Below are 17,213 nucleotides of genomic sequence, written 5' to 3'. Positions count from 1 at the left end.
GCTCTTCAGCCTTTCGGCGGCGGCTCCAGGATCAGCCATTTGATGATGCCCATCGCAGGCAGCACCCAGAACAGGCCGCTGAACAGGAAGAACAGGAAGTGCACCAGCGGGCTGGATTGCGACAGCTGCGCGACCGCTATGATCGACGCGACCAGCGCATAGATGATGACCAGCGCCACCAGCAGGAAAGTTCCGATCAGCTTTTTCAGGCGGATGGGCATGAGCGTTCTCGTTGATCGCCTCCGCTTAGGCCCAACCGCGCGCCTGTGCAACCCGGGAGATGCGGCGCGACGGCGTGCCGCGCCGTCCGGTCTTGTCAGCCGGGTTGCGATGGTTCACCAATCCGCCACGTCAACCTGCCGGGACCAACCATGGCCGCCATATCAGCCGCCGCGCCTTACATTGACCGCGATCGCGACTTGAAAAATCGGGCGCTGGTGCGCGGCTGGCTGTATGTCGTGCTTCTGGTGCTGTTTGCGCTGGTGCTGGTCGGCGGCGCCACCAGGCTCACCAATTCCGGCCTGTCGATCACCGAGTGGAAGCCGATCCACGGTGTGATACCGCCGCTCAATGACGCGGAGTGGCAGGAGGAATTCCAGCTTTATCAAAAGATTCCGCAATATGCCGAGCTCAACAAGGGCATGAGCCTGGACGCCTTCAAATCGATCTTCTGGTGGGAATGGGCGCACCGCATCCTGGCGCGCAGTGTCGGCCTGGTCTTCGGCCTGCCGTTGCTGGTCTTGTGGGCGACGCGCCGCATCGAGCGCGGCCTTGGGCCAAAGCTGGTCGGTATTCTGCTGCTTGGTGGCCTGCAAGGCGCCATCGGCTGGTGGATGGTGGCCTCCGGCCTGGTCGACCGCGTCTCCGTCAGCCAGTACCGGCTGGCGACGCATTTGACGCTTGCCGCCCTGATCTTCACTGCCACCATGGTGGTCGCGCGCGGGCTGGCGCCGCATTCGGAGCCTGCCGCCGGCCGGTCGACGCAAAGACTGGCCGGTTTCATCGTGCTGCTGGCGCTGGTCCAGATCTATCTCGGCGGGCTGGTCGCAGGGCTCGACGCCGGCCTGAGCTACAACACCTGGCCGCTGATGGACGGCAAGATCATCCCCGGCGAGCTGCTGCTGCTCGAACCGGCCTGGCGCAATTTCTTCGAGAACCCGAAGACGGTGCAGTTCGTCCACCGGCTCGGCGCCTATACGGTCTTTGCCATCGCGCTCTGGCATATGATAGCGACGCGCCGGCGGCTGCCGGGCACGACACACGCACGCCGCGCAACGCTGCTGTTTCTGCTGGTGCTGGTGCAGGCCTCGATCGGCATCGGCACGCTGCTGATGCAGGTGCCGCTGCACATGGCGCTGACCCATCAGGCCTTCGCGCTGGTCCTGCTGGGATTTGCCGCCGCCCACTGGCGCGGCAACAAGGGCGCCTATCCACTGCCAACGCGGCCGCCCATGAACGCAGGTACATCGTCTACGGTGTCTTGGCCGTCGCAATAATCTATTTCGCGAACGAACTGCCTCGCTACGTCTAAAGCGCGAGGCTGCGCCGGTCAGAAGCTGAGCCGCACCTTTCGGATCACTCCCGCAACCGACAGCTCGCGGTTCTCGTCGACCGCATTCTCGTCCTCATGATGCCATGCGGCCGACAGGCAGCCATAGGCGATGGCATGGTCGAGAATGGCAGCCGGCGTCTGGCCGAGTGTCCTGGCGAAGATCTCAGCCATATGCGCGATGCGCTCGGGATCGAGGCAGAGGTCGTCGCGCCCCAGTGGGTTGTAGAACAGATTGGCGGCGTCGAAGCCGGGATCGCCGAGCACGCCCTTCGGGTCGATCGCCAGCCAGCCGCGCGCACCGTGCAAAATGTTGTCGTGATGCAGGTCGCCATGCAGCGGCTTGACCGCATGCGGGGCATCGAGCAGCCGGTCCGCGATTTCGGCGGCCTCGATATAGAGGCTGTGCTCTCCGGCGTCGCGATCGGCTCCGGCCTTTTTGAACAGGCTGGCAAACCGTGTCCGCAGCGGCTGCAGGTCCGGCGGGGCAGGGTGTCTTGAGGGCGAGAACAGTCTCCCCATCAACTCGGCCGCGATTGCGGTCGCGGCGTTGTCGCCTTCTTTGGCCAGAACGTCGGAAAGCAGGGTGTCGCCGGCATATTCGAGCAGCATGCGGTGGCCGTCCCGGCCAAGCAGCCGCACCGCGCCTTCGCCGCGCCGCCATGCGAGATAGTGCTCGCCGCGCAACTCGTCCTCGACATCGTCGAATGGTTTGAGCGCCTTGACGATGGCCGGCGAGCCGTCCTCACGCCGCACCTTCCAGATGCGGCTCGAAAACGTCTCCGCAATGAGCTCGGGCGCGCTGATCTTCCAGCGCTTTGGAAATGCAGGCGCGTCCATTCAGAGCGTGATGCCGAAAAGTGTTAAGCGGTTTTCGGGCAACATGCTCTCTCCAACTGAATTAAAGGCCGAGCATCAGATCCATGTTCTGAACGGCAGCACCCGAGGCGCCCTTTCCGAGATTGTCATAGACCGCAATCAGCAGCGCCTGCGCCCTGTCGTCATTGGCAAAGACATAGACCTTCATGCGGTTGGTGCCGTTATAGACCTCGGGATTGATCTCGGGCAGGCGCTCCACGTGCTCGTAAGGAGCTACCTCGACCACGCCGCCCTTGATGGCGGCAAAATGGTCGGCGATTGCCGCGTGCAGTTCGGCGCCGGCCGGCACATGGTCGAGCCCGCCGAGCTGCAGCGGCACCACTGTGATCATGCCTTGGGCGAAATTGCCGACCGCCGGCTGCATGATCGGATCGTGCGACAGCTTCGCATAGGTGCGCAGCTCCGGCACATGCTTGTGCTGCAGGGTCAGCCCATAGACCTGGAATTCAGAGGCATCCTCGCCCTTGGCGACATAGTCCTCGATCATCGGCCGGCCGCCGCCCGAATAGCCCGAAATGCCATTGACGGTGATCGGGAAATCCGCCGGCAGCAGGCCGGCGGCGACCAGCGGCCGCAGTGTCGCGATCGGTCCTTGCGGCCAGCAGCCGGGATTGGCGACGCGTTTTGCATTGGCGATGATCTTGGCCTGGCCCTTTTCCATCTCGGCAAAGCCATATTCCCAGCCCTCGGCGACGCGATGCGCCGTGGAGGCGTCGATCACCTTGGTGGTGTCGTTGGCAATCAGCGATACGCTTTCCTTGGCAGCCGCATCCGGCAGGCACAGGATGGCGACATCGGCTGCATTGAGGAACTCGGCGCGCGCCGCCGTTTCCTTGCGGCGCTCGGCCGGGATCGAGATGATCTCGAGGTCGCCGCGCTCGGCCAGCAGCGCCCGGATCTGCAGGCCGGTGGTGCCGTGTTCGCCATCGATGAAGATTTTCGGTTTCATGTGCCCGTCAATTCCCTGCTAATTCAGGCCTATATGCCCTGGCCATGGTTTGCCGCGCCATGGTTGCCGCTGTTCAGCTCTTCCGCCCGCGCTTTTCGCTCGGCCACCAGGCCGAGATAGTGCATGGCCACCATCGAGCCGGCGATCGCCGTTATATCGGCGTGATCATAGGCCGGCGCAACCTCGACGACGTCGGCGCCGACAATATCGACTTGGCCGAGCTGGCGCAGCGTCGACAGGATTTTCGCCGAGGACGGTCCGCCGGCAACCGGCGTGCCGGTGCCGGGCGCAAAGGCCGGGTCGAGGCAGTCGATGTCGAAGGTGAGATAGGTCTTCCTGCCGCCGGTGCGGTCGACGATCGCATAGGCGATGTCGGAAGCCCGCATCTCCTCGATCTCGTGACCGTAAAGGATCTTGATGCCGAACGTATCGGGGGCATGCGTGCGGATGCCGATCTGGATCGAACGATCAGGATCGATGATGCCCTCATTGACGGCGCGCCCGACGAACGAACCGTGGTCGATGCGCTTGCCATCGTCAGGCCAGGTGTCCTGATGCGCGTCGAACTGCACCAGCGCCAGCGGCCCATGGATGGCGGCATGCGCCTTGAGCAGCGGCCAGGTGACGAAATGGTCGCCGCCGAGCGACAACAGGAAGGCACCCGATTTCAGGATCTTCGCCGCCTCGCGCTCGATCGTGCCTGGTGTCTTCTGGTGATTGCCCGAATCGAGCAGGCAATCGCCATAGTCGATGACGGCGAGATGCTCGAACAGGTCGCGCGAGAACGGATATTGCGGGTCGTTGTCGAGGATCGCCGAGGCGCGGCGGATCGCCTGCGGCCCGAAGCGCGCGCCCGGCCGGTTGGTGACGGCGGCATCGAACGGAATGCCCCACACGACGGCGTCCGCGCCCTTTGCATCCTTGGTGTATTTGCGCCGCATGAACGACAGCGCGCCGGCATAGGTCGGCTCGAAGGAAGGCCCCGTCTTGGAGCGGGCGGTGAACGCGTTGTCGATGGTCTGGTTCGCCATTACGGGTCCTTCTTTGTTCATCGGGCTGCCACAACTACAGAACCGGCACGCAAGATGCCAGTCACAGCTTGGCGAAGGACTTGTATCGCCAAGGTGCAAGGCCCGGCGGCTTCCTCTCCGGCGGCTGCGGCGATGAACTGGCGGTGCAGGCCGGCATGCCGGCCGAGACCACGGTTTCTGGGCCGAACGCGGCGCCACCATCATCCAGACCGACGAACCGAAGGCTGCCATTGGCTGGCTGGGGGCCAACGGGTTTAGGGTGCCTTATGTGGATGAGGCGAAGCCGGCCGAGCCGCGAATACGGCGAGTATCAATTAGAAATCGTACGTCGGCGCCATCACCCCACCCGGCGCTGCGCGCCGAGGGGAGGTAGGGCGTTGGCGCTTTAGATTCCGACAGTCGTAGCGATTGCGAGGCATGCAAGGCTGCCGCGACCTCCTACCTCCCCTCGATGGGGAGGTCGCGCCGAAGGCGCGGGTGGGGTGACAGCGCCGCCCGCAAAATCTTCACGCCGCTTTCGCCACCCCATCCAATTCCCTTAGCACATCGGCCGACAGCTCCAGTTCCGCCGCCGCCAGGTTCTCTCTCAAATGCCCGATCGACGACGTCCCCGGGATCAGCAGGATGTTCGGCGAGCGGCGCAGCAGCCAGGCGAGCGCAACCTGCAAGGGTGTGGCGCCGAGCCGCGCGGCCACATCCGACAAGGTCGACGACTGCAGCGGGCTGAAACCGCCGAGCGGGAAGAACGGCGTGTAGGCGATACCGGCGCGCGCCAGTTCATCGATCAACCCGTCGTCGTCGCGATGCGCCAGATTGTACTGGTTCTGCACGCAGACGATCTCGGCGATCCCACGGCCTTCCTCGACCTGCGCTGGGGTGACGTTGCTCAGGCCGATATGGCGCACCAGACCCTTGCGCTGCAGTTCGGCAAGCGCGGTCAACTGCGGCTCGATCGAGCCCTCGGCGGGACCCATCACCCCGAACATGATGCGCAGATTGACGACATCCAGCACCTCAAGACCGAGATTCCTGAGATTATCGTGCACGGCCTGCTCAAGTTCCTTGGCGGAATAGGCAGGCAGCCATGAGCCGTCGCTGCCGCGCCGCGCCCCGATCTTTGTGACGATGACGAGGTCTTGCGGATAGGGCGCCAGCGCTTCGCGGATCAGCTGGTTGGTGACATGCGGGCCATAATAGTCGCTGGTGTCGATGTGGTTGACCCCGGAGGCCACCGCTTCGCGCAGCACTGCAATGGCCGCGTCATGATTCTTCGGCGGACCGAAAACGTGCGGGCCGGCAAGTTGCATGGCGCCGTAGCCGAGCCGTTTCACGGTGTGGCTGCCGAGGGTGAATGTGCCGGATTTTTGGATGGTGGACATGGTCGGTCTCCTTTGAGGAGGCGAAGATAGACGCTGCTCAACCTCGGGATAATAAGGTACAATCCGTACAGCTTGTGCGGAATGGCGAACAATGATGGACCTTGGCGACCTGAACGCTTTCGTGACGGTGGCGCGTGCCGGCGGCTTTCGCGAAGGGGCTCGCGCCGGCGGCGGCAGCGCGTCGGGCCTGAGCGAAGCGGTGCGCCGCCTGGAGACGCAGCTCGGCGTCAGGCTGTTCAACCGCACGACACGCAGCGTCGTTCCGACCGACGCAGGTCTCAGCCTGCTCGGACGGCTTGGCCCGGCGCTGTCGGAGGTGGAGGCGGCCCTCGACGTGGTCAATGGCTTTCGCGACAGGCCGGCTGGTTCGCTGCGCCTCAACGTCCCGGTCAGCGCCGCGCGGCTGATATTGCCCGACATCGTTCCGGGCTTCCTCGCCGCCTATCCCGGCATTCGGCTGGAGGTCATCGCCGATGAGAACTTCGTCGACGTGCTGGCGGCGGGCTGCGACGCCGGCATCCGCTATGACGAGCGACTGGAGCAGGACATGATCGCGGTGCCGATCGGACCGCGCGTCCAGCGCTTCGCCACTGGCGCCAGCCCCGCCTATCTCGATCGCCATGGGCGGCCGCAGCACCCGAGCGATCTGCTTGGCCATGCTTGTCTGCGCGGTCGTTTTGCCAGCGGTGCGATGCTGCCGTGGGAATTCGAGCGCGACGGCGAGGTGGTGCGGGTCGACACGACGGGGCCGTTGATCGTGCGGATCGGCGGGGCGAGCGATCTTGCCGTCCATGCGGCCATTGCCGGCAGCGGCATCGTCGCTCTCTTCGAGGGCTGGCTTCGCCCTCACTTCGAAAGCGGCGCCCTGGAGCCCGTGCTCGAACCTTGGTGGCAGAGTTTTCCCGGACCATTTCTGTACTATCCCGGACGGCGTCTGGTTCCAGCGCCGCTACGGGCGTTTATCGATTACATCAAGGCCGGCAAGTTCTGAGACTTGAACCGAGGCCGGCGCCATCACCCCACCCGGCGCTTCGCGCCGACCTCCCCATCGAGGGGAGGTAGGGTGCCGCGCTTTTATGGTCGAACTGGTTTGCTAGCCGCTGGACCATCGTGGATTGTCCGGGCGGCAAAACTGCCGCGACCTCCTACCTCCCCTCGATGGGGAGGTCGGCGCGAAGCGCCGGGTGGGGTGACTGCCGAGACCCAAAAGAAAAGGCCGCCCGGAGGCGGCCTTTCGATGTCTGGAACGTCGCAGCGCTTAGCGCTTCGAGAACTGGAAGGAACGACGGGCCTTCGCCTTGCCGTACTTCTTGCGCTCGACGACGCGGCTGTCGCGGGTCAGGAAGCCGCCCTTCTTGAGCACGGCGCGCAGTGCCGGCTCGTAGTAGGTCAGCGCCTTGGAAATGCCGTGACGAACGGCACCGGCCTGGCCGGAGAGGCCGCCGCCGATGACGGTGGCGACGATGTCGTACTGGCCGGCGCGGTTGGAAGCGATGATCGGCTGGTTGAGGATCATCTGCAGGACCGGACGCGCGAAATAGGTCGCGAATTCCTTGTCGTTGACGACGATCTTGCCCGAACCCGGCTTCACCCAGACGCGGGCGATGGCGTTCTTGCGCTTGCCGGTGGCATAGGCGCGGCCCGACTTGTCGAGCTTCTGGACATGGACGGGTGCTGCCGGCTGGGTGTTGGTGTTGCCGGTGGCGGCGCCCAATTCTGCGAGCGAGGAAAGCTCAGCCATCTTATGCAACCTTCTTGTTCTTGGCGTTCAGCGCGCCGACGTCGAGGGTGACGGGCTGCTGGGCGACATGCGGATGTTCCGTGCCTGCATAGACGCGGAGGTTCTTCATCTGGCGACGGCCGAGCGGCCCGCGCGGGATCATGCGTTCGACGGCCTTCTCGACGACACGCTCGGGGAAACGGCCCTCGAGCAGCTGGCGCGCGGTGCGCTCCTTGATGCCGCCGGGGTGACCGGTGTGCCAGTAATAGACCTTGTCGGTGAACTTCTTGCCGGTGAACACCACCTTGTCGGCATTGATGACGATGACGTTATCGCCGTCGTCGACATGCGGGGTGAAGGTGGGCTTGTGCTTGCCGCGAAGATGATTGGCGATGACAGTGGCGAGACGGCCGACGACGAGACCCTCGGCGTCGATCAGCACCCACTTCTTCACCACATCCGCAGGCTTCTGCGAAAAGGTTGCCATGGATTTCTGCTTTCCATTTTTACCTTCCGAAGAAGGCGTTTCTTGTTGCTTGGATTGGCGACAAGGCACTTGCCCGCCGCCAATAACAAAACGGCGGCCTTTGCGGGCCGCTGCTTCGTGACGGCTTATAGGCGAGGGGAGTGGGCACGTCAAGGCGCAGGAAACGCACGTCTGCTCGCAAAGTGTAATAAAAACAAAGGTTTGACCAAAAGGTATTATTTTACCACATCGGCGGCGCGCTTCGGCGGGATCGAATAGGTGCCGGTCGCATGCGCTACTGTGTGTTCCCTCGGTCCGCCGACGATGTCGATGTCGAACACCATCAGGCTCTTGCCCAGCTTTAGGATGCGGCAATGGCCGTCGATCGGGCCGGCCTCGGCCTTGCGGACGAAATTGATGTTGAGGTTGACGGTAACCGAAAGCGCATCCGGCCCGGCATGGCTGAGCACGCAGACATAGCCGCCAATGTCGGCCAGCGTGAACAGCGACGGACCCGATACCGTGCCGCCGGGACGCAAATGCCGTTCGTTGGCGTTGAGCCGCACAGTGCAGCCGCCAGGGAAAACGTCGAGCGCCTCATACGACGTGAACTCGTCGTTGAGCTGCGGGTAGACGCTGGCCATCAGCGCATTGACTTCAGCCGCCGTCAGCACCGGCTTGAGATTATCCTGGGCGGGCATGTCGGTCTCTCGTTCTATGCCGGGCCTGTATGAACGCAATGATGCGCTTCTGGCAACACCTTGGCGCAAGCGATGGGTGTTGATGAAACTCGATCCGATATTAGATAGTCTGGCGGCGCCCGGCGGAATCGCGGAGACCCTTGTCATGGCCGAAATCCTTTCGATCAAACCTGTTGCCATTGACGGGCCGGTCATCGCCGGGCTGGACAAGGGCGTGCTGCGCCTGACGCTCGCCAATCCGCCCGCCAATGCCTTGTCGCTTTCCGTCATGGCGGCATTGAGCGCCGAGCTCGACCGTGCCAAGGCCAACAAATCGGTCCGCGTCATCGTCTTGGCGGCCGCCGGGAAAGTCTTCTGCGCCGGTCACGATCTCAAGGAAATGACCGCGCGCCGCGCCGACGCCGACAAGGGCAAGGGGTTTTTCGAGCAGACATTTTCGGCTTGCGCGGCGTTGATGCAGCAGATCGTGCGCCATCCGCTCCCGATCATCGCCGAAGTCGATGGCCTAGCCACCGCTGCGGGGCTGCAACTGGTTTGCAGTTGCGACCTCGCCATTGCCTCGCATGAAGCGACCTTCTGCACGCCGGGCGTCAATATCGGCCTGTTTTGTTCGACGCCGATGGTGGCGCTGTCACGCAACGTGTCTCACAAGCACGCCATGGAAATGCTGCTCACCGGCGAGACCATCGATGCCGCAACCGCCAAGGAATTCGGCCTGGTCAACCGCGTCGTGCCGCGCGAATACCTGAATCAGATCGTCACCAAATACGCGCAAACCATTGCCTCCAAATCATCTCTGGTGGTCAAGACCGGCAAGGAAGCCTTTTACGCGCAGGCCGAGATGGGGTTGGCGGACGCGTATGCCTATACCGGCCGCGTCATGGTCGAGAACATGCTGGCCCGCGACGCCGAGGAAGGCATCGGCGCCTTCATCGGCAAGCGCAAACCGGAATGGACGGACGAATAGGTTTTCGATCCATGGAACCGCGCATCTCCATCATCACCATCGCCACCGACGATCTCGAGCGCGCCGTGCGCTTTTACGAAGGCATGGGCTTGAAGCGCCACGCCGGCATCACCGATGGCGTCGCCTTCTTCCAGATGGGCGGCGCCATTCTCGGCCTGTTCCCGAGGCCAAGCGCCGAGGAGGATTCAGGCATTGCCTTCGCCGCAGCACCGTCGGCGGTCTACCTCGCCTACAACACCCGCTCCGATGCCGAAGTCGACGACGTGCTGGCGGCCGCCGAGAAGGCCGGCGGCAGGATCGTCAAGCCGGCAGGCCGCGCCTTCTGGGGCGGCTGGTATGGATATTTCGCCGATGCCGACGGCCATGTCTGGGAAGTCGCACACAATCCGGCCTTCCCGATCGCGGATGACGGCACCATCTCGCTGCCGGACTGAGCGTCCGCATGGGCTATCGCAAGCAACTGACCCGGCTTAAGGCGCCTTATCTCAAACGCATCCTGATTGACCCCGAGCGCGTGGAAGATTGGGAAAAATATCCATGGAACCTGCCGCTGTTTCGCGGCCGTGAATTCGAGATCGAATTCACCACGCCGATCACCATCATTGTCGGTGAAAACGGCACCGGCAAATCGACACTGCTGGAAGCCATCGGCGCGCTGGCCGGTTACGACGAGGCCGGCGGCGGCAAGGGCTATCGTCCGGTCGATCATTCCATCGCCATCGACAAGAGCGGTGCGGCACTGGCGAATACATTCCGCGGCCACTGGCTGCCAAAAGTCACCGCCGGCTGGTTCTTTCGTGCCGAATCTTTTTACTCGGTCGCGCGCTATCTCGACCAGGCGGCACTCGAAGACCCGTTCGGACCGCCGCCGCCGGACTTTCTATCGTGGTCGCATGGCGAAGGGTTCATTCGCTTTTTCGAGGAGCGCTGCCGCCGGCAAGGCATCTACATCCTCGACGAGCCCGAAAGCGCGCTTTCGCCGTCGCGGCAGATCGAATTGTTGAAGATGCTGCGGCGCATGGACCGGTCAGGCACGGCGCAAGTGATCATGGCGACGCATTCGCCGCTGCTGATGGCTTGTCCCGGCGCGCGGCTCTTCCGAATCAGCCGTTTCGGCCTCGACCCCACAGATTTCACCGATACCGATCATTTTCGCATGATGCGCGACTTCTGCACGGACCCGCAGTCCTTTATGGAGGAAGCACTGAGGGAGACCGACGAGTGAATCACGATAGCTACGACAATGCCTATATCGGCGGCATCCTCAATTCTGTGAAGACCATCGCCATGGTCGGCGCGTCGGCCAACGATGTCAGGCCGAGCTTTTTCGTGCTGAAATATCTGCTGGCCAAGGGCTTTTCGGTGTTTCCGATCAATCCGGGGCAGGCCGGCAAGGAAATCCTCGGCCGCATGACCTATGCCAGCCTTGCCGATCTGCCGGAGCCGGTCGACATGGTCGACATCTTTCGCGCCTCTGCATCGGTGCCCGGCATTGTCGATGAGGTGCTGAAGCTCGACTCCTTGCCGAAGGTGATCTGGATGCAGCTTGGCGTGCGCGACGACGAGGCGGCCGCGCGCGCCGAGGCGGCCGGTATCAAGGTGGTGATGAACCGCTGCCCGAAGATCGAATATGGCAAGCTGTCGGGCGAGATCGGCTGGACCGGCGTCAACTCCGGTGTGCTTTCGTCGAAGAAGCCGCTGATGCGGTCGGGATTCCAGAGTTTCGGTGTGCGCCAGAAGTAAGGCAGTGAATGGTGAATGGTGAATAGAAGGATTTTCCTGGAAGCCGGGTAATGCGGAATATGAGCGGCTTGCAATCAAGGTGGGACTGGCCGACTTTGCGACCACCATTCATCGCTCACCATTGACCATTTCATCATTCACACGTTTACCGCTCAGGGAGGTTTTCGATGACCCGCACGCCCGGTTTCAACACGCTCGCCGTCCATGCCGGCGCCAAGCCCGACCCGGCAACGGGCGCACGCGCCACGCCGATCTACCAGACGACCTCCTTTGTGTTCGACGATGCCGACCATGCCGCCTCGCTGTTCGGGCTGAAGGCCTTCGGCAACATCTACACCCGCATCATGAACCCGACCCAGGCGGTGCTGGAAGAGCGGATCGCGGCGCTCGAAGGCGGCACGGCTGCACTTGCCGTTGCTTCCGGCCATGCCGCACAGGTGATCGTGTTCCACAATCTCATGCGGCCTGGCGATAATTTCGTCGCCGCCACAAGGCTTTACGGTGGTTCGATCAATCAGTTCGGCCATGCCTTCAAGAATTTCGGCTGGGAGGTGCGTTGGGCCGACACCAACGACATCTCCACTTTCGAAAGCCAGATCGATGGCAAGACCAAGGCGATCTTCATCGAGAGCCTGGCCAATCCCGGCGGCACCTTCGTCGACATCGAGAAGATCGGCGACATCGCCCGCAAGCACGGCTTGCCGCTCATCGTCGACAACACGCTGGCCTCGCCCTATCTGGTGCGGCCGATCGAGCATGGCGCCGACATCGTCGTCCATTCGCTGACCAAGTTCATCGGCGGCCACGGCAATTCGATCGGCGGCGCCATCGTCGATGGCGGCACGTTCGACTGGTCGAAATCCGGCAAATATCCGATGCTGTCGGAGCCGCGCCCCGAATATGGCGGCCTTGTCGTGCACGAAACCTTCGGCAATTTCGCTTTCGCCATCGCCGCGCGCGTGCTTGGCCTGCGTGACATCGGCCCGGCGATTTCGCCGTTCAATGCCTTCCTGATCCTGACCGGGCTGGAGACCTTGCCGCTCAGGATGCAGCGCCATTGCGACAATGCGATCACCGTAGCCGGCTGGCTGTCCAACCACCCCAAGGTCGCCTGGGTCAACTATCCCGGCCTGCCCAGCGACAAGAACAACGCGCTGCAGAAGAAATACTCGCCGCAAGGCGCCGGTGCTGTCTTCACCTTCGGCCTGAAGGGCGGCTACGAGGCCGGCATCAAGTTCGTCGAGGCGCTCGAACTGTTCTCGCACCTCGCCAATGTCGGCGACACCAAGTCGCTGGTCATCCATCCGGCATCGACCACGCATCGCCAGCTTTCCGACGAGCAGAAGGTCAAGGCGGGCGCGGGACCGGACACGGTCCGGCTTTCCGTCGGCATCGAGGATGTCAACGACATCGTCGCCGATCTGGAACAGGCTTTGACCAAGGTTTGATTTTTTGTAGTGAGTAGTGAGTAGTGAGTAGTGAGTAGTAGTCGGTATTCACCATTTAGCAGTGATTAGTGATCAGCCACCCGCTCGAGGGAGCGCTTTCCGCTCACTACTCACTACTCACTACTCACTAGTCACTACTCACTGCACTACTCACTGCACTACTCACTAGTCACTAATCTGTTGGAGGCAAACCCTGTCCGCGCATNGACGTGTGCTCTTCCGATCTGTTGGAGGCAAACCCTGTCCGCGCATTACTTGGCAATATCGACCGACAGCGTCGACGCCGAACATGGCGCCCCGGCGCCGGATCGTCTGATTGCGGGCGATCCGAAGTTCCGCACCTGGAATGTCGAGGAGCGCGATGGCCGCCTCTATGCCGGCATCTGGGAAGCGACGCCGGGCAAATGGCGCATCGAATATGACGAATGGGAGTTCTGCCACATCCTGTCCGGCGTCTCGGTGGTTGCCGAGGATGGCGGCGAGGCGCGCACGGTGCGCGCCGGCGACAGCTTCGTGCTCAGGCCAGGCTTCAGGGGCAGCTGGGAAGTGCTTGAAACGACCCGCAAGGAGTATGTGATCAAGCTCTGACCGCTCGGTCGCGCTTGGACTTCACAAAAGCCGATCGATGTCAGTGTCGGAAAAGCCGTATCCGCTCATCATCTCCCTGTGCCAGGGACTTCCAAGCAAATCACTGAGACATAAATCGACGCGCTGGAGTAGGGTGGCACTGCCTTTGGCGAGAGCGAAAGCGCCGGGCGCTGGCTGTTTTTCGACTGCCGGGACGTCGACGACGTCGAGAGGCGCGTTGGGTCGCCGGCTCAGATAGCCGCGATGCGCGAGCGCTGCACTCGCATAGGCATGCACCACGCCGGCCGCGACGGCGTTAGCTGCTTCGGCCTGAGTGGCAAATATCCTTAGCCGTTCGGGCTGAATAGCGTTTTGCAGGGCCGTCCGGTGCTGGATCTGGCCCGATATGACGCCGATCAGCGCCGTCCGATCATTGGCGACGGACCGATAGCCATCGAAGGCGCGGGGATTGTCTTTCGCGACCAGCAATCCATCCGCCAGCATCCAGATCGGCCTTGTGAAGTCGACCAGCTTCCGGCGGTCGTCGGAAATGAACAGGCCGGTGGTTATGTCCCACCGATCTTCGGCAAACCCAGGCAGCAGCTCGGCAAACTCGGTCTCGATGGGCAAAAGTTCCAGCCCGAGCGTCAGGCAGACCCTCTTGGCCAGTTGGGCATCGCTGCCGCCCAGACGTCCCGATCCGTCGATAAAGCAGAAGGGTGGTTCCTGTAGAAAGGCGAATCTCATTTTCTCGGGCATGCGTCGGCTCCGCCGTCCTCACAAGCTCACAATGAGCTTTTCCAGCCCATGGAAATGATAGGTGTCGCGGAAGCGCGGCTGCTCCGCAAGATGGAGTTGCGGCTGCCGCTCGAACAGGGTTTTCAGCGACACCTGCAATTCGAGCCGCGCCAGCGGTGCACCGATGCAGAAATGGATACCGGCGCCGAACGAGACATTCTTCTGGTCCAGTCGGCCGGGCCGGAAGGCGCCGGGTTCGGCAAGGGCAAGCGGATCATGATTGGCCATGCCGAGCAGCAGGCCGACCGTCTCGCCCGGTTGTACGACAACCCCTGATGTCACCTCGACCTCCTGATAGGCGTAGCGGGTGAACATGTGCAGCGGCGCGTCGAAGCGCAGGCACTCCTCGACCGTTGCAGCGGTTGCTTCCGGCGAGGTGAAGAAACGGCCGGGGTCGCCGCCTTGCGCCAGCAACGTGCGCACGGCGTTGCCGGTTTGATGGACGGTCGCCTCGTGGCCGGCATTGAGCAACAGGATGGCGGACGAGACCAACTCGTCTTCCGACAGCTTCTGGCCATCCTCCTGCGCCGCGATCAGCAGCGATAGCAGGTCGTCGCCAGGCTTCTTGCGCCGCTCGGCGACATAGCCGCGCAAAAAGTCGGAAAAATCGCGCGCGGCGCGATTGGCCGCTTCCTCGGTCTCGCGCGTGCGGCCATGCATGTACATGGCCACCATCCGGTGCGACCAGTCGAGCAGTTGCGGCCCCATTTCGACCGGCACACCGAGCATTTCGGCGATGATGGTGATCGGCAAAGGCGCGGCGAAGCTGGGCAATAGATCGACCTGGCGCGGTTCGAAACGGTCGATCAGTTCATTGGCCAGCGCTTCGACGCGCGGTCTCAGCCGCTCGACCTGGCGCGAGACGAAGGCGCGGTTGACCAGGGTTCTGAGCCTGGTGTGCACCGGCGGCTCCAGCTCCAGCATCGAATTGCTCTCGATGCCGTCGAAAGCGGCCAAATGCGAGCGATCCTCGCCGATGCCGCGGCTGTCGGGAATGCCGGCCGGGTTCTGGCGACCGAAGCGGCGGTCGCGCAACAGCCGGTTGACGTCGTCGAAGCCGCCAAAGCACCAAAAGCCGAATTCCTCCCAGAAGAAGGCATTCGATGCGCCATGCAGGACGGCATAGGCGTCGTAGGGGTTCTGGAAAAACGCCGGTTCGTGCGGATCGAGCCCCAGGCGGCGCGTGGCTGGATCAAAGGCGAGGTAGGGCGGCATGGATGTGGTCATGCCAGACCATTACCGCGGCTTGCCGGCTTGGTGCCAGACCGGATGTTGGCACCCGACGGCCCTATGGATTGAGCCAACCGAGGCGGACCTCGGCGAAGTACCGAAGTCTAATCCTCGCAATGCCTGGCAATATGCACGCGGCGCCAGCTGGTCGAGCCTTCCTGCACCACCACCCGGCGCGCCATCCTCTGGTATGACGGCGCTATCTGGGTGACGTGCCGCCGCTCGGGCCGCACCAGCACTTCATGGGCGACGCTCTCATATTCGGCCGGCAGCACAACCCGGCGGGTGCGCTCCGGTTCAACCACCACTGTTTCGGCCACACGCGCGTAGCGGGCCTTGCGCCACACCTTGCACAGCACCTTGCGGCCGTGGATGACGCGCCATTCCCAGGCATAGCCGCCATCGTCGACCTGGACCGTGCGGTAAACGGTGCGGGTTCTCGCCGGTACGATGTCATAGGTGACTCGGGGCGGCGCGATCTGCTCGACGCGCTCCATGGTGCCATAGATCGGCGGATCATAGTCGACCAACTGCCCGCCGGGACTGACCATGACGTCTTCATAGACGGTGTCATAGAGCGCCGGCCTGTGCACCGGCTCATAGCATTCGGCGGCCCGGCCGCCGGCAACCGCATCGGACACCATGCCGAGACCGGCAAGGCCGGAGATGGCGAGGCAAGCAGTTTTCCTGATCATGGCACTCCCCCTGTTTGAACCCGAAACGTGAGGTTCAATGTTGAATTGTAGGGGAAGGTTCTCCGGGGGAAAGCGGTTTCGCCGCATTTCGTTAAGCGACGCGGTTAAGGAATTGCTACACCGCAAAAACGCCGCTGGCCGCGTTCGGACTTTCCCTTGCGCGGAAACCTTGATTCGACTTAACCAGATGGCTAGGAGGAGGCGGCCTTGCGCTAGGGTGAGCCGGCATCCTATTTACATTCTAACCATCAAGAACCGATTCTGCCCGATGTTCCGGCGCCGGAATCCCCATCTCCAAAAAGGGTAGTCCATGAAGAACCCCGTCGAAACCTACATGAACCTCGTTCCGATGGTGGTCGAGCAGACCAATCGCGGCGAGCGGGCCTACGACATTTTCTCGCGCCTGCTGAAAGAGCGCATCATTTTCATCACCGGCCCGGTCGAAGACGGTATGGCGACGCTGGTTTGTGCACAGCTTTTGTTCCTCGAGGCCGAGAACCCGAAGAAAGAGATCAATCTCTACATCAACTCGCCGGGCGGCGTGGTGACCTCGGGCATGGCGATCTACGACACCATGCAGTTCATCAAGCCGGCGGTGTCGACGCTGTGCATCGGCCAGGCGGCGTCGATGGGCTCGCTGCTTCTGACCGCCGGCCACAAGGACATGCGTTTTGCCACGCCGAACGCCCGTATCATGGTTCACCAGCCTTCCGGCGGTTTCCAGGGCCAGGCCTCCGACATCGAGCGGCACGCGCAGGACATCATCAAGCTGAAGCGCCGCCTCAACGAGGTCTACGTCAAACACACCGGCAAGAGCTACGAAGACATTGAAAAGACGCTTGACCGCGACCATTTCATGACAGCCGACGAAGCCAAGGATTTCGGCCTCATCGACAAGGTCATTTCGTCGCGCGAGCCGGTCGAAGGCGCTGCGGCATAATCGCTGCATGGCAGTTGGGTGGCGGGATAACGCGCTTTTGCTGGGATTTGCGGCATTTCGGCCACAATTGGCTGTTCCCTCGGTGGATGGGATTGCCTACGTTAAGGCTATGTTGATTTTCGACGGCTTAGCTTTGTGCAGGGTTGGCGCG

The 17,213-nt window shown here is 62.7% G+C and carries 20 protein-coding genes and 1 pseudogene; 10 read left to right on the top strand and 11 right to left on the bottom strand.

Annotation, left to right across the window (positions count from 1 at the left end; translation table 11 throughout):
• Positions 1–5: 5 nt before the first annotated feature.
• A complete protein-coding gene (locus X771_RS142665) occupies positions 6–221 on the bottom strand; it encodes a DUF2842 domain-containing protein (RefSeq protein WP_023669401.1) in 216 nt (71 codons plus the stop codon).
• A gap of 150 nt (positions 222–371) precedes the next feature.
• Here X771_RS142665 and X771_RS142670 point away from each other — a divergent pair, with 150 nt between their 5' ends.
• Entirely contained in the window at positions 372–1,496 is a 1,125-nt protein-coding gene (locus tag X771_RS142670) for a COX15/CtaA family protein (protein ID WP_023669402.1), read from the top strand.
• Positions 1,497–1,549: 53 nt separating this feature from the next.
• Here the strand turns inward: X771_RS142670 and X771_RS142675 are convergent, their stop codons facing one another.
• From X771_RS142675 to speB, 3 genes are all read right to left on the bottom strand, one after another.
• Positions 1,550–2,389 carry an aminoglycoside phosphotransferase family protein gene (locus tag X771_RS142675; protein ID WP_023669403.1) on the bottom strand — a complete coding sequence of 280 codons (840 nt, stop codon included), beginning with the start codon at positions 2,387–2,389 and terminating at the stop codon, positions 1,550–1,552.
• 61 nt (positions 2,390–2,450) lie between these two features.
• Entirely contained in the window at positions 2,451–3,377 is a 927-nt protein-coding gene (argC, locus tag X771_RS142680; protein ID WP_023669404.1) for an N-acetyl-gamma-glutamyl-phosphate reductase, read from the bottom strand.
• Positions 3,378–3,406: 29 nt separating this feature from the next.
• Positions 3,407–4,408: an agmatinase gene (gene speB / locus X771_RS142685; protein WP_023669405.1), complete on the bottom strand. Its 1,002-nt coding sequence runs from the start codon at positions 4,406–4,408 to the stop codon at positions 3,407–3,409.
• 98 nt (positions 4,409–4,506) lie between these two features.
• Between speB and X771_RS1000000169355 the strand changes: the two are divergent.
• Positions 4,507–4,726 (top strand): annotated as a pseudogene (locus tag X771_RS1000000169355) (glycerophosphodiester phosphodiesterase); the annotation flags it as partial.
• A 188-nt stretch (positions 4,727–4,914) separates the two neighbouring features.
• Here the strand turns inward: X771_RS1000000169355 and X771_RS142690 are convergent.
• On the bottom strand, positions 4,915–5,787 hold the full coding sequence (locus tag X771_RS142690; RefSeq protein WP_023689475.1) for an aldo/keto reductase family oxidoreductase: 873 nt from the start codon (positions 5,785–5,787) through the stop codon (positions 4,915–4,917).
• Positions 5,788–5,878: 91 nt separating this feature from the next.
• Here X771_RS142690 and X771_RS142695 point away from each other — a divergent pair, with 91 nt between their 5' ends.
• Positions 5,879–6,778 carry a LysR family transcriptional regulator gene (locus X771_RS142695; protein ID WP_023669407.1) on the top strand — a complete coding sequence of 300 codons (900 nt, stop codon included), beginning with the start codon at positions 5,879–5,881 and terminating at the stop codon, positions 6,776–6,778.
• A 267-nt stretch (positions 6,779–7,045) separates the two neighbouring features.
• Here the strand turns inward: X771_RS142695 and rpsI are convergent, their stop codons facing one another.
• The 3 genes from rpsI to X771_RS142710 form a co-directional block, all read right to left on the bottom strand.
• Positions 7,046–7,528 (bottom strand): 30S ribosomal protein S9, encoded by a 483-nt coding sequence (gene rpsI / locus X771_RS142700; RefSeq protein ID WP_023669408.1) that lies wholly within the window; start codon positions 7,526–7,528, stop codon positions 7,046–7,048.
• Between the two features lies 1 nt (position 7,529).
• The gene (rplM, locus tag X771_RS142705) at positions 7,530–7,994 is read right to left on the bottom strand and encodes a 50S ribosomal protein L13 (protein WP_023669409.1); all 465 of its coding nucleotides are present in this window, start codon (positions 7,992–7,994) and stop codon (positions 7,530–7,532) included.
• Between the two features lie 215 nt (positions 7,995–8,209).
• The gene (locus X771_RS142710) at positions 8,210–8,674 is read right to left on the bottom strand and encodes a PaaI family thioesterase (protein ID WP_023689474.1); all 465 of its coding nucleotides are present in this window, start codon (positions 8,672–8,674) and stop codon (positions 8,210–8,212) included.
• A 145-nt stretch (positions 8,675–8,819) separates the two neighbouring features.
• Between X771_RS142710 and X771_RS142715 the strand changes: the two genes are divergently transcribed.
• The 6 genes from X771_RS142715 to X771_RS142740 all read left to right on the top strand — a co-directional run bounded on the left by X771_RS142715 (position 8,820) and on the right by X771_RS142740 (position 13,420).
• Complete coding sequence (locus tag X771_RS142715) at positions 8,820–9,641, top strand: enoyl-CoA hydratase (protein ID WP_023689473.1); 822 nt, start codon at positions 8,820–8,822, stop codon at positions 9,639–9,641.
• Positions 9,642–9,652: 11 nt separating this feature from the next.
• The gene (locus X771_RS142720; RefSeq protein WP_023689472.1) at positions 9,653–10,075 is read left to right on the top strand and encodes a VOC family protein; all 423 of its coding nucleotides are present in this window, start codon (positions 9,653–9,655) and stop codon (positions 10,073–10,075) included.
• Between the two features lie 8 nt (positions 10,076–10,083).
• Positions 10,084–10,866 (top strand): AAA family ATPase, encoded by a 783-nt coding sequence (locus X771_RS142725; RefSeq protein WP_023689471.1) that lies wholly within the window; start codon positions 10,084–10,086, stop codon positions 10,864–10,866.
• Positions 10,863–11,384, top strand: a complete 522-nt coding sequence (locus X771_RS142730) for a CoA-binding protein (RefSeq protein ID WP_023689470.1) — start codon at positions 10,863–10,865, stop codon at positions 11,382–11,384. The genes X771_RS142725 and X771_RS142730 overlap by 4 nt, the downstream gene beginning before the upstream one ends.
• A gap of 167 nt (positions 11,385–11,551) precedes the next feature.
• The gene (locus tag X771_RS142735) at positions 11,552–12,832 is read left to right on the top strand and encodes an O-acetylhomoserine aminocarboxypropyltransferase (protein ID WP_023689469.1); all 1,281 of its coding nucleotides are present in this window, start codon (positions 11,552–11,554) and stop codon (positions 12,830–12,832) included.
• 240 nt (positions 12,833–13,072) lie between these two features.
• Positions 13,073–13,420: a cupin domain-containing protein gene (locus tag X771_RS142740; protein WP_023669416.1), complete on the top strand. Its 348-nt coding sequence runs from the start codon at positions 13,073–13,075 to the stop codon at positions 13,418–13,420.
• A 21-nt stretch (positions 13,421–13,441) separates the two neighbouring features.
• Here X771_RS142740 and X771_RS142745 read toward each other — a convergent pair whose 3' ends face one another.
• The 3 genes from X771_RS142745 to X771_RS142755 all read right to left on the bottom strand — a co-directional run bounded on the left by X771_RS142745 (position 13,442) and on the right by X771_RS142755 (position 16,122).
• On the bottom strand, positions 13,442–14,158 hold the full coding sequence (locus X771_RS142745; RefSeq protein ID WP_023689468.1) for a transporter substrate-binding domain-containing protein: 717 nt from the start codon (positions 14,156–14,158) through the stop codon (positions 13,442–13,444).
• Positions 14,159–14,176: 18 nt separating this feature from the next.
• A complete protein-coding gene (locus X771_RS142750) occupies positions 14,177–15,424 on the bottom strand; it encodes a cytochrome P450 (protein WP_023689467.1) in 1,248 nt (415 codons plus the stop codon).
• Positions 15,425–15,531: 107 nt separating this feature from the next.
• Positions 15,532–16,122, bottom strand: a complete 591-nt coding sequence (locus tag X771_RS142755) for a hypothetical protein (RefSeq protein WP_023689466.1) — start codon at positions 16,120–16,122, stop codon at positions 15,532–15,534.
• Between the two features lie 310 nt (positions 16,123–16,432).
• Between X771_RS142755 and clpP the strand changes: the two genes are divergently transcribed.
• The gene (gene clpP, locus X771_RS142760; protein ID WP_023682306.1) at positions 16,433–17,062 is read left to right on the top strand and encodes an ATP-dependent Clp endopeptidase proteolytic subunit ClpP; all 630 of its coding nucleotides are present in this window, start codon (positions 16,433–16,435) and stop codon (positions 17,060–17,062) included.
• Positions 17,063–17,213: the final 151 nt, after the last annotated feature.

Source organism: Mesorhizobium sp. LSJC269B00 (genome assembly GCF_000502815.1).
Taxonomy (GTDB): domain Bacteria; phylum Pseudomonadota; class Alphaproteobacteria; order Rhizobiales; family Rhizobiaceae; genus Mesorhizobium.
This window is presented reverse-complemented; position numbering and strand designations above follow the sequence as displayed.